The sequence below is a fragment of the Parashewanella sp. 2210YD4-3 genome (genome assembly GCF_056591735.1).
In genome coordinates, this window is the sequence record NZ_JBWQOG010000002.1 from 16,456 (window position 1) to 29,432 (window position 12,977).

10 protein-coding genes are annotated in these 12,977 nt (G+C 40.9%); 1 reads left to right on the top strand and 9 read right to left on the bottom strand.

Features of this window, described 5'->3' with window-relative positions; all coding sequences use genetic code 11:
* Nucleotides 1-101 precede the first annotated feature (101 nt).
* The 6 genes from AC1EU0_RS03355 to AC1EU0_RS03380 form a co-directional block, all read right to left on the bottom strand.
* Nucleotides 102-860, bottom strand: a complete 759-nt coding sequence (locus AC1EU0_RS03355; protein WP_480300521.1) for an adenine phosphoribosyltransferase — start codon at nucleotides 858-860, stop codon at nucleotides 102-104.
* 121 nt (nucleotides 861-981) lie between these two features.
* Nucleotides 982-2,235, bottom strand: coding sequence for a dicarboxylate/amino acid:cation symporter (locus AC1EU0_RS03360; RefSeq protein WP_480300522.1), 1,254 nt, complete (start codon nucleotides 2,233-2,235; stop codon nucleotides 982-984).
* Between the two features lie 322 nt (nucleotides 2,236-2,557).
* Nucleotides 2,558-3,775 (bottom strand): phosphoenolpyruvate carboxylase, encoded by a 1,218-nt coding sequence (locus tag AC1EU0_RS03365; RefSeq protein WP_480300523.1) that lies wholly within the window; start codon nucleotides 3,773-3,775, stop codon nucleotides 2,558-2,560.
* A 25-nt stretch (nucleotides 3,776-3,800) separates the two neighbouring features.
* Complete coding sequence (locus AC1EU0_RS03370) at nucleotides 3,801-4,100, bottom strand: hypothetical protein (protein ID WP_480300524.1); 300 nt, start codon at nucleotides 4,098-4,100, stop codon at nucleotides 3,801-3,803.
* A gap of 16 nt (nucleotides 4,101-4,116) precedes the next feature.
* Nucleotides 4,117-4,779, bottom strand: a complete 663-nt coding sequence (locus AC1EU0_RS03375; RefSeq protein WP_480300525.1) for a condensin complex protein MksE — start codon at nucleotides 4,777-4,779, stop codon at nucleotides 4,117-4,119.
* The gene (locus AC1EU0_RS03380; RefSeq protein ID WP_480300526.1) at nucleotides 4,779-8,453 is read right to left on the bottom strand and encodes an ATP-binding protein; all 3,675 of its coding nucleotides are present in this window, start codon (nucleotides 8,451-8,453) and stop codon (nucleotides 4,779-4,781) included. The genes AC1EU0_RS03375 and AC1EU0_RS03380 overlap by 1 nt, the downstream gene beginning before the upstream one ends.
* A 147-nt stretch (nucleotides 8,454-8,600) precedes the next feature.
* On the opposite strand from AC1EU0_RS03380, the gene AC1EU0_RS03385 reads away from it, so the two are divergent.
* Nucleotides 8,601-10,175: an ankyrin repeat domain-containing protein gene (locus tag AC1EU0_RS03385; protein ID WP_480300527.1), complete on the top strand. Its 1,575-nt coding sequence runs from the start codon at nucleotides 8,601-8,603 to the stop codon at nucleotides 10,173-10,175.
* 170 nt (nucleotides 10,176-10,345) lie between these two features.
* Here AC1EU0_RS03385 and AC1EU0_RS03390 read toward each other — a convergent pair whose 3' ends face one another.
* From AC1EU0_RS03390 to bamJ, 3 genes are all read right to left on the bottom strand, one after another.
* Entirely contained in the window at nucleotides 10,346-11,050 is a 705-nt protein-coding gene (locus AC1EU0_RS03390) for a DUF3581 family protein (RefSeq protein ID WP_480300944.1), read from the bottom strand.
* Nucleotides 11,051-11,388: 338 nt separating this feature from the next.
* Nucleotides 11,389-12,204: a 4-hydroxy-tetrahydrodipicolinate reductase gene (dapB, locus tag AC1EU0_RS03395; RefSeq protein ID WP_480300528.1), complete on the bottom strand. Its 816-nt coding sequence runs from the start codon at nucleotides 12,202-12,204 to the stop codon at nucleotides 11,389-11,391.
* A gap of 87 nt (nucleotides 12,205-12,291) precedes the next feature.
* Nucleotides 12,292-12,909 (bottom strand): BamJ family beta-barrel-assembly machinery protein, encoded by a 618-nt coding sequence (gene bamJ, locus AC1EU0_RS03400; protein WP_480300529.1) that lies wholly within the window; start codon nucleotides 12,907-12,909, stop codon nucleotides 12,292-12,294.
* Between the last annotated feature and the right edge of the window lie 68 nt (nucleotides 12,910-12,977).

Genomic DNA, 12,977 nt, shown 5'->3' on the forward strand with positions numbered 1-12,977 from the left:
GTATTAGGATTCATACTCGTGAGATCAACATCCTTTTACTAAGTACGTCATTCCGTTTTTTTAACAAAGTCCCCCGCAGCGCGCTGCGGGGAATAATATCCTCAAATATCAAACCACTTTTCAATCACTGATTCACTCTCTTCCATCTCAAACAAGGTATAAACTTTAACACCCATGTCTGCTAGTGTTTGCTCTCCACCTAATTTGGGAATGGATATTAAAAATGCCGCTTGTTCGACCCGACCACCAGCTTGTCTTATTAATTCAATACTTGATTTAGCCGTGCCTCCCGTCGCAAGTAAATCATCGGTGAACAATATCTTGCCATCTGTTTTGATGTGACTTGAGTTAAGCTCAAGCATATTCTTTGAATATTCTGAAGTTGAATCCAATCTACTTACTTTACCAGGCAATTTTCCCACCTTTCGAATGGGAACAAACCCCGCTTCAAACTGATAACCAAGTACGCCTTCTAAAATAAAACCTCTGGCATCTGTACCTGCAATTTGATCAAACTTTTGGTCTTTATACTCTTCTATAACTTCATCACAACAATCTCTAAAAGCGGGTCCATCGGAAGTCATAGAGAAGATATCGCAAAAGCGAACACCGGGTTTAAATTCTGTATCAATGGTAAATAGGCTCATCGCTCTCAAGAGCGAGTCTTCAGTATTAATACTTGTCTCTTTATGCCAACCAACTAGGCTCATGCCGTTGGAGTCAGACCACTTTTCATCAGTCTCTCTTTGTACGACCTGATAACCTTTAATATTTTGCTCGGGTGAAGTTGCAGTTGCATTGCCATGAAACTGATCTGATGTTTGAGTATTGGGGGGCAATTGAGCGAGTGAAGTAGCCATTTATCTTCTCCAGAATGAGAGGAATAAAAACCTACTTTACAAAAAACAAACCCCAATACTTAGTGAAAATAAATTAACTAAGTATTGGGGCTTTTTTGTTTAATAATGATCTACTTTAGCTTCATTCTGAAACAGTATTACTTTCTTCTATTTGGTATTTCTTCTCTGTTTTATCAACAATCGTTACAACAGCAGTATCACCAACCACGTTACTAGAAGTTACAAACATATCGATAATACGGTCAATTGCAGCCACGATAGCAAAAGCTTCAATTGGCAAACCAGTTTGGTGAATAAGTACACCAATCATCACCATACCGCCACCAGGAACACCACCCGCACCAACGGATAATAAGAAGATGCTGAATACTAATGCTGGAATTTGCTCTGCCGTAAACGGCATACCGAACGCATTGGCTACGAAGAAAATGGCGATAGTGATGTAAATTGATACGCCGCCCATGTTCATCGTGGCACCAAGTGGAACACCAAAGCCAGCAACGGCTTTATTTACGCCTAACTTTTCCGTCAAAGTGCGCATAGTCACAGGGATAGTCGCATTTGAGCTTGCTGTTGAAAGCGAGAACAGCACTTGCTCACGTGTCTTTTCACGGAACACGGATGCTGGGAGACCAGTAAATAACTTAACCGCTAATGGGTATACGACAAATAACCAAAGATTAAGCATCACCAAAATAATCGCGATGTAGCTTAAAACACTACTGAAAGCATCAGAATCAAGAGTCGCACCAAGCTTGAACATCAGTGCAAATACACCGTATGGCGCAAGTGTCATAACCACAGTGATCAACTTCATCATGATTTTGTTCACTGATTGAAAGCCACTAACAACACCTTGAACGTGTGATCCCATAGACTTCATCACACCACCAAATAGCAATGCCATAAAGATGATTTGTAACATGTTGCCATCATAGAAAGCTTGAACTGGATTACGAGGCACAATATTAACCAATAGGGTCATCAAGTTTGGTAATTCAGTGGCGGTGATCGCTACGTCTGAGCTACTGCTCATATCGACACCGTGACCTGGTTGCAAGATCAAAGCAACCGTTAACGCTGCACTAATAGCAACAATGGTGTTAACAATGTAAAAACCGAACGTTTTACCACCAAGGCGACCAAAGCTTTTTAGATCAGGTAATTCACAGACACCACAAACAATACTGACGAATACCAAAGGCACGACCAACATCATGATCATGTTGACAAACATAGTACCAATGCCAGAGAAAAAGCTAACTAAGTCATCTGAAAAGAAAGCGATATCGGCAAGTAGGTATTGCACCGCACTTCCCAAAATAAAGCCTAGAAACAGACCAAGAAAAATTTTGGTCGAGAGTGATTTCATCATATTGTGAACCTAATCTTTTATTATTTTGTACGAAGAATGTAGTCAAATCGCAAACAATAGTGAGGGAATAACAGGATAAATTCAATAGTCAGACAAATGTTCGGTAATCTTAAGGTAACAAACCATTAGAGATTTAAACTAAAAACAAAAACACCCCCAGCTTAAAACACCACATCACTCCAACACAATAGATGATTACACTTAAAACTTAAAACCAGAACAGGATCTTAACCTAGTCAAAGCAATACCTATGATATATCGTGTTTTGAGGCTTTTTCAGAACAATGGTATCGAAACGATTGTTTTGGGTAGGAGCTGGCAATTAAGCCAGCCACAGTTCAACATCTTTAATGATAAAATTACCGTTATAGACTGGGTGCGACTCTCCAAGCGGTTCAAGCTCGAAGAAATGTTTCTGCTCTTCAGGTAAGCCTTCATAACCACCTATCACTTGGTAAATCCAACTTTCGGCATCCCAATTTAAACCTTGAGCTCGTAAATATTCCAATGCCGACTGACGAACGCCAGAGTCAATCACATCACAAAAATATTGATCAACATCCAGCTTTAACTGGCTTTCAGTAATATCAAAAGCAACAGTCTCTTCCAGCGTAATACTTAAATCTTCATGAGTAGTTTGAGTTTGTGGTCTATCACTAAAGCTTCTTACTTTAGCGACCAGCTGCATCAGCTCAGTTTCATGCAAGGTATTTCGTACATCAACGGCAGCAGGTTTTAAGATTGCTGCCGCGTGATTAAATAAACTAGGCACTGTTTTGTGTGACGCATGAGATTCTGGTGAATACTCAGGGTGCATATCTTGATGCAATAACCAGCCTTTAAGTATACGAGTACGCCCTTGAATATGTCGAAAGCGCCCTAATAGCTCAAGCAACCGACTTTGAACCAAGCTTAACTCTTCAATGCTTTTACTCAGTGCTTCTTGCAAAGTAGTTACCATTAACTTACGCAGCTCTCTGATGTCTCCAGCAATTTCGGTTAGCTCATCAAATTGGAACATTTCCAAGCCATTGAGTAATTCTGTCACTTGCGATTGTGCTAGCTCATTTTCACGAATTTTGGCATTAATCGTCCCCACATAGCCAAATTCGTTGTTAATACGACTCCAAAGGACACGAGTGGAATACGCCAATGATTCGGTAAAGGCATACACATGCTCATTTAAGTCAGCTAAATATGCTTCAGCAGCGGCGTGGTCGACGTTATGTCTTGCTTCTTTATAGTGACTTGCTAGGGTTTTAATGGTAACTAAGGCAGAACCAGAGTTAGCATCAATTTGGCGATTACGTTCATCACTTAGCGCATTTTCCAACATTGACCGAACTGTGCCTGTCAGTCGCAGCTCTTGCTCTGCATCCGGTCGCCATAGCACATTAGCCTTACTCAGCTTTTCAATCGTCTTTGAGTCAGCTTCAGCTTCATTCACCGAACCTGATAAGTAGGCGTCCATGATTAAATCAGAGTGACGCCCAAGCAATTTAAGAAACTTACTTCCAGACTGATGTAAATGGTTACTCATTATTTTTTCCCATTAAAAAGCGAGATTAGAAAGGCACTAATAACCCATTTTGTTTTGGAGCATTGTCTTCAATAACAACTTTATAATCATTCAAAAATTGAGCTATACGGCTGGCTGAGTCACGCTTTAACCAGTGTTTAACCCCAACAGTACGAGAAGTCGAGTTTTTAGTAACAGAATATCGCTTACCTGAAGGATCTAAGTTAATTGAGTACTGCTTACTCCCGACTTCAAAACAATCATAATTCTTGCCCCAAACAAAATCACCAGTCTTGCTTTTCACTAATATAGCGTCATGAATTTGTTCATTTGTTACAGCTGGCATAATCAACTCCAATTCTTTAAATCAAATCTTGCTGAACTGAAGATTCCGCTTGAGCTTCAAGGTTTAACGCTTCGGTTTCATCAATAAAGCGGATCACTTCATACAGATAATCCAACTTGCCAGTGGCGATGTAAATTTGTTTATCTTGGTTGGGCTTAATTAAATAACCTAACTCTAATAATCGTTTAAACACCAACTTGATCTGGTTATCTACCTGAGTACTGGTGGAACCAAACAATCTATATTGACTGAGCTTAGCCAGTTGCTCACGAAACGCAGGCGTATCTTCAATACGTGTTTGAAGTTCAGTCAAACGTATCGGCACACCTTGAGATAAAGGCGCATCAGCGCCATTGGCTTCTTGTACTAACACTAACCATTCAACGAGCGGCGTTAACGACTGACACACGTCGCGAAATTGCGATGAAACCACTTTACGCTCAGCGTCACCTAACTCTTGGTAGCCACAAAAATATACCTCACCCTCAGCAGCTGTGGCTAAGGTACGATTGATTTGATTAAGGTACTGTTCAATGTGTTCACGAGTCACATTACTTTGTAGCGCTCGCCATGCATCCTCGTTGGTGGTTCGGCAAATAAAATCCCCTTGAAGCAAGGACTCTATCAAAGCTCCAGTTCCTACCATTACCGATTCGGTTGTCATAGTTGATTCAGACATTATGCAATCTCCTGAGTCATGCGAGCTTTAAGCTTTTCAGCGATAGGATTGGATTTTGGTTTAACCACTTGTAATTTCTTAGTTTGCTTATTAATGATGTAGCGATTTTTAAACAAGCTTAATACTTCAGACTCTGGATTAGGGAACGCACCCAGCACTGAAATTTGGTTGTTTTCACAGGCATCAAAGATTTTTTTAACGTTATTATGGTGCAGAGTTCCTAATTCATCGATTGGCCAATGAATGGTTACTTGTGCTCGACCACGTAACAAACGGGTAAAGGCGAGTAAGAACTTACATAAGATCAGATAGGCCATGCCGTGACTCGAAGATTCATTTAACTGTCTATCGGTACGAATCACTAGATCTGAATTGCCTTCTTTAAGGCGTAATTCAATTTCTAGTAGTTTAGAAATACCGCCAGCTAATGCCGCTCGACCGATAATATCTAATGCTCGGCGCATACTCAGGATGTAATCTTCATCTGGCAAGCCATCAAATCCTGATGATTTCCAGCTATCAAAGGCTTTTACAAAACGTTGCAGCTCAGGCCAGAACTCAAGTTCAGTAATTCGAGAGCGAATTTTAACGGCAGATTCAGATACACCATCAAGGAACAGTTCTTCACCCACTTCTCGAGTAATTCGGGCACTTTGAGATGCAATACGACGGTCGATATCAGCAAGCACATCATAATAAGCAGTTAGATCAATACCGAAGATCCGCCCTTGCTCCTGAATGGCTCTAAATTGCTGCGACACAATCACGTTAAGTAGGTTATCAAGCTTAGGTACAAGCTTACGATAGTCTAGTACGCGGATGCCTTTATCGTTCAATTGGCTTGATTCTTCTCGTGATTTTTCCCAGATTTCTGCGAAGCGGGAGCCTGATTTGCTGGCAATCACTGAATCAAAATGCTCGACGTATTGTTTAACTGAACTAAGAAGCTGCTCTCTTTGTAGTAAACCTTCACTGCCTAAACGCAAACGCTCAGCCAAACTGCCCGGTACTTCTTCATCATTGGTTGTCAACTTAAGCTCAGCCAGTTTACGAATAAGTTCACGAAGCCTAGTGAGGTTCTCTGAAGTTTCTACTTGCACTGCTTCAGCCGCTTTCTTAATTTTATCCAATGCCTCTCGCTCTGCCTTAACTTGGTTACTTTCTTGCGCTAGTTGCTTACTTAATTCGGTCGTGGCTTGCTTTAATTCAGATAGTTGAGTTTGTAGTTTTGGCTTTCTCAGCATCCAATCACGTTGATACCAGTCGTCAAATTTCAGCACGTCACCGCGACGTTGCTCTGTTGTCGCTAGCTTATCTTCAAGCGCAGTGATTTGCTGTTTAAGTTTTATAATGGCTGACTCGTCAATACCACGAGATTGCAGTTCATCTTTATACCATTGCTGACAGGCTTTTTGCTCAGCTTTGGCATTGGCTTTACGCTCATCAATATTCACTTTGATTTGAGTTAATTGTGCCTCTATTGCACCAATCACTTCCTGCCAATGAGCTTTTTGTTCCATTTCGGCATCACGAGCTTGCTCTTGGTGTTCTTCGATCAAGGCTTGATGTTGTTGCTGCAAGCGTTTGAGATCATTATCTAATTGAGTAAGCTGCTTTTGTGCTTCGGTTTTACGTTCAGTCAATGCTTTGTTTATTTTCTGCTGCTCAGTTGCCTTATCTTCAAATAGTCTTTGCAAATCATCACGGCTATTACTGTATGAAGTACGAGCCATGGTTAGCTCTTTATTGAGACTATCGAGCTTTTCGTTGATTACGACTAGCTGAGCTTCAGCTTCTTGTTGATGACTTCGAGATAACTCTAAAGCTTCCTCTGCTTTTGCGAGCCTCTGTCTTAATGCTTGCTCAGAAGCCGCGTATTCAGGCACATCTACTGACGCTAAATCTAATTGCACTCCAAAGATGGCATTGCTCTCTTGCTTGGCCACACTTGGATGAAGATCAGTACGATGCAACATTTCAGGCGCGATCACTTTACCTAAGTTCTGCTCCCACCCTTCAGATTCTTTACGAAGGAACTCCAACAACGTATGAGATTGCGGATACAGAATTTGCTCTATTTCATCAAGTTCAGCTTGACGATCAGTCACACGTTTTGCCGCACTGCGAAGAGCATCATTAGCTTGCTCACGCTGTGCTCTTAGCTTGCGTTCTTCATTCGTTAGACGTTCAAGTTGTTGGTTACAGTTTTGCTCGTGCTCTCTGGCATTTTGGATGCGCTCGTCAAAAACCGCGAGGCTACGCTTTTCATCTTCGTTATAAGTAACGTTAGATAGTTGCACTTTTAGCTCAGCTTGCTGTACTCGATATTGGTTTTGTTGCTGACTAAATTCATCTTTAAGCTTAGTCATTTGCTGACGCGCTTTTTCTTTCAGGGCTTCAATATCTTGCCTTGCACTATCACGTTGTTGCTCTTTTTGTTCTCGTTGTTGCTCAAGTTGTTGATGAAGTTTGTCTAAATCGCGTTGTAGTTGCTCACCAATTTGGCTGCGGCGTTCGTTATAAGCTGATTCGATATCCTGATGTTTTTCAGTTTGCAGCTTATGGCGCTCTCTGAGGTTATCAAGATCGGTTTTCCAGCTGGGTAACTGTCCTAAATCCAATTTAGCTTGTTCGATATCGGCATCCATATACGCATCATACTGTTGCTCGATTTCAGTTAGGTCTTGCTCACATTTATGTAAATCACCTTTTGCCGCAGAAAGCTCTTGGTTCAACTCATCACGCTGTAACCGCCACTGCTCTTCCAGCATTTTGAGCTTTAAACCCGTTTCTTTGGCATCGACTTCAGCGGCTTCTTTCCGTTGGATTTCTAGCGATTCATCATTCTTATACCCACGGGACAAACTGCCTAAACGCAATTCAACACTTTGTAATTTATTAAATTCTTGCTCTAATTTTTCATATTCTGGGCGAAGTTGCTCAAAACCTTTTACTAGCTGGCTTTCATTGATCCACGCCTCGACATGTTGCAGGTTGATGCGAGAACTCGGAGGGTTAACGCCATCTTCTTCTAAAATCGCGGCAATCATGGACTTAATGGTTTCCATTTTGCCTTCTTTTGAATGAACAGCTTTAGCAAGCTTTTCTATATGACGAATGCTGTGTTCAGGCTCACAAAGCGAAAACTGGTTGGCATAACTTCGAAGCTCACTGCGATTGCTACCGACATTCAATAAGCTGCGATCGTGCTGAATCACTGCTCTAAACTCACGGGTATTGAGGTGCTTAGTGGTACTCACACCTTCTTTTTTGAACTGTCTTCCTAGCTCTGCCGTGGTATGAAAAATAACAGTGTCGCCATTACGCTGCTTAATGTAATCATCCAGCTCAAAGCCTTTTCCTACCAAACGATAGTTGACGCCTTTACCATCACCAGCAGATGACAATACTGCTTGGTATAAGCGTTCGTCACTCTTACGGTATTCATAAATAATAAAACTTTGGTCATGTGGTAAGTACCAGCGCTCAAAGCTATCACGAGTAGAGGGAACAACCCGACTTGGGTATTCGCCATAAAATACTGGCACCAGTCGTTGTAGCGTGGTTTTACCCGAAGCGTTGGTTCCACAAATATTAGTGTGACCATCCAGTTCTAATTCTACAATTCCGGGTAAGTGAGTGTTGATCAACACGATACGAATCAAGCTAGACATGCTGTTCCTTTTGCGATTAAAAGCAGGAGTGCGATTTTACAAACAATGATAGAGCATAACTGAATTATTTTTTAAGATGCAATCTTTGTTTATTACTCCGATTACTACTTGGTTAATAAGTAACATTTAAGGCCATGGTTTTCGTTAATGAACTTTAATTTGTTTCGACAAATTAAAGCAAAGCATAATAAGAACAATCTGCAATCAATTCACAGTCTTATGGCTTCAAATTCAATTCCAACTTATACCGCAAGTGTTGCTTCAAATGGCAGGCTCTATATACCAACAGAGTCGATAACTGCAATGGCATCGAACCAGTTTGAACAACATCAATTGAAATTGCAGCTTACGTTTACAACTAAAGAAACCCCCTCATTACTTATGTTCACTTGCTCCAAACCCAATAAAACATGGCAAGTGGAGAGTGCAGCTGGAATGGTTTTTATTCCTAATGTCGCCCAAAGGATCATTGGTAGTCTTGCAAGCCAAATAAGCCGATTTATGAATAGTGGAAAAGAAATGCACCAATGGTGCGAAAGTGGAAACTTAACCCAAATATCGGAAGCTATTAGGCAGGGAGTCAATCTTAACTATAAAAACAAGAGTTATGCGAATGTGTTTACTCTAGCAGCAGAGAACGGGCACTACCTTGTTTTTCAAACCTTACTGAACGATTGTAAACATAAATTTTCATCGCAATTTGCTGGGGAAGTTTTACATTCTTTAGTGAAACATCAAGACTGGCCTGATTTAGTGGCTATCACCCTAGAGAAAGGAGCCTCACCAGAAGCTCAAGAACCTCTGTATCACCAAAACGCTTTACAAGTTGCCTGCGAACATGGACGGTTTGAGAGCGTGTTAGCTTTATTACCTAAATCTGGAAAACTTATCAATGCGGCACAAGGAAAACAACGTCGCACTCCTCTTTGTTTAGCTGCAAGGTATGGGCATACAGCGCTTGTGGAGGTACTGCTAACTAAGCAGGGAATTAACTTGGAACAACAAGACAGAGACGGTTATACCCCGTTAGCAGCAGCCGTAGAAACAAGCTATATTCCACAAGAAATTGAAAAGCATTTGATCTTTGCTGGAGCAAACGTAAACCATAATAGCAGTGATGGAACGGCGCTTATTTTCAAAGCTATTGCAAATGAAAAAATAGCGACAGCAAGATTAATGATATCTAAAGGCCATGCTGTTTTGAATAAAGTAGATCAAAATGGCTGTAGCGTACTTTCTAGAGCAGTACAAACGGAAGATTACCTATTATTTTCCAATGTGTTAAGCCAACTGAGAAATGAATTTCCTTTAAAAGATCAAGCTGTAGCAAGTTCAGTAAGCAGCAGAACTCAGCTCTTTGCTAACGCCCTAAATAAAATTGATAAAAGCCGTAAAAGTGCTTTGTGCTATGCCGCAGAACTCCCCAAAAATCAAGGAGCGCTCCAAGCCAATTTATTATTAAAGCACAATGCTGAATTTAGATGGACAAATACCACATCCTCTCCATTATGCTGTGCTATGAATGCTGGTAATCAGACTGTTTTTTCAATTTTAATAAACAAAATAAAATCAATGCCAGCTAAAGAAGCAGTCAAACTTTTAAGAACCAAAGACTCTTGGGGTAACTCGCCTGAAGATATTGCTGCTCGCCCTGAACCTGCTATTGCAGCAGCAATGAAAGTCACGATTGGAGAAATATTAAATAACTCTAGCTCTGCATAAGTCAATTTCTACAATGCAGCTATTTATGCATATTTCTACGTTAAAACAGCACAAATAGGGTGGCTAAGTAATGGAGAAATTATCCATCAACCACTTCGACTTATGCAGTAGCCGCTCACTTCCCAAAGATTTATAGATAAAGCAACTAGAAATAAAATGAATATTAGCCGTTAAGCAAACTTCAGCTTACGTGATTCGTACAGTTCACGCATACCAGCAATAGCTTCTTCTTGATACTCACGAAGCCCACTCATTACCAGCGTCTTTTTTCCTGTACCAATTAATTTGCCATGACTGAAAAACTCGAAACTCAGCGTAACATTGCCGCGCTTACCATCAATGAGTAATTCATGTTCACTCAATTTAAGCTCAACGCTATCAAAGTCAAAACTATTCAGTTCAAATGACATGCTGTTGTACATAATTAATGGTCTAGCTGGGTTCACCATCACTTGATGTTGTTCCATCAAAGGCAATAACGCATGAGTGAAATTTAGACCTGAGAAAGAAACATAAGTACGAACAAAGGCTTCGATTTTGGCTTTATCTTGACAAATGACCCCTGCACTTTGAGCGGATAAAAAGGACTTATCATTCGTGTCTTTAATTTCTAAAACATCTGGTTGAGACTCAGGAAAGATCAACTCAACGCCATCGCCAACCATACCTTGAAACTTAAATTCCATTGAACTGCTCAAGCCGTACTCTTCTAATACCAAAGCAAATAATAGATCACCGGGTACACAAAAACGCTTTGCATCAACGTCATGGATTGGGTTGACATCACCAGCCACTTTTTTGGCGAATACACTCGCCTGATCAGCTGATACTGTAATGATGTTCTCGTTTCTAGAAAAGTATGGTTCTAAATACATAAGACTGGACACTCACTCCTAAAGGCATGCACTTTTACTCAAGACAAGAGAGTAGTTTATATGATTTTTGAGTATATACTCACCCGATGAGTTGATTTTGACAGCCATTTTCAATGTGCTATATCTAAAAAGGCATATTTGACAGGCAGTTAATGAGATTGGCAAATTTATGGATTTGAGATGTTGATCCCAACCGTTGTATTTCTATTGATCTTAGTTCTTAGCTTTCGTTCTTTTAAACGGGGGTCTTGGTTATTTGTATTTTACATGCTATTTGAATTGTATTTTGCTGGCGTGATCATCACCAGCAAACTCAATTGGATATAATTGGCTCAGCTTTAAACGTTCAAACCAAGTACATCCTGCATATCATAAAGCCCAGCGGGTTGATGAGCTAACCACTGTGATGCTCTCATGGCACCGTTAGCAAAAGTCATTCGGCTAGAAGCTTTATGTGTGATTTCGATTCGCTCTCCAATATCAGCAAACAATGCGGTGTGCTCACCAACAATGTCACCAGCACGAACTGTGGCGAAGCCAATCGTTTTTTGATCGCGCTCACCGGTGATCCCTTCTCGGCCATACACCGCGCATTCATTTAAATCTCGCCCTAAAGTATCAGCAATCACTTCACCTAACTGGAGTGCCGTGCCTGATGGTGCATCTTTTTTATGTCTGTGATGCGCTTCGATGATTTCGATGTCAGCGTAATCTCCCATCACTTTGGATGTCATTTCCAACAGCTTACACATTAAGTTAACGCCAACAGACATATTAGGAGCAAGTACAATCGGTGCTTTTTGGGCATCTTGAGCAATTTGCGCTTTTTCTTCGTCAGTAAATCCTGTTGTTCCAATGACTAAGGACTTATTATTTTTTGCACACCAAGCAGAGTGAATTAAGCTCGATTGTGGAGAGGTAAAGTCTACCAATACGTCAAAATCGTCTTTCACATTATCCAATGAGCCACAGATAGCTACGTTCATGGTTCCAACACCCGCGATTTCGCCCACGTCAGCGCCCATAAGAGTTGAGCTTTGGCGTTCAATCGCCGCGCCAAGATAAATGTTCGGATGATGCTTGGCAGATTCAACTAAAGTTCTTCCCATTCGACCTGTAGTGCCAACAATCGCAATTCTGACTTGTTCACTCATGTTATGTTTCTCAAATTTAAGGCAAAAAAAACGCCAACTACTTTATATAGTTGGCGTTTACATTAACTGATCAGAATCAAACTTGCATTAAATAATGTCTAATAGCTCAACTTCAAAGACCAACGTGCTGTGTGGAGGAATTGAACCACCCGCACCTTGCTCACCGTATGCTAGGTGCGAAGGTACGAATAGTTTTAACTTAGTGCCAACAGGCATAAGTTGTAGCGCTTCAGTCCAACCAGCGATAACGCCAGAAACTGGGAATTCAGCTGGTTGATCACGTAGTACTGAGCTATCGAATACTTCACCATTGATGAAAGTACCGTGGTAGTGAGTACGTACCGTTGAATCAACAGTTGGCTTCTCGCCTTCACCTTGTTTTAGTACTTCGTATTGTAGGCCTGAATCAGTAACAGTAACTTCTTCACGCTTAGCGTTGTCGTCTAAAAACGCTTTACCTTCTGCCACAGCGGCTTCAGACGCTTTTTCTTGAGCGGCTTGCATGCGCTTGTTGATTTCGTTAAATGCTGCTTCTAGATCTTCTTGAGATACTGCACTTTGCTCACCATTGAAAGAAGTCGCTAAGCCAGCTTGAACAGCTGAAATATCTAGACCTTCAAATGGGTTAGAAGCTAGTTGTTGACCCATTTGTAAGCCAATGCCGTAGCTTACACGCTGTTCAATAGTGCTGTATGTATCAGACATAATGTTTTACTCATTGTTTATCGATAAAAATTGCGGTGAATAGTAGCATATTTTATGGATAAGAGCGT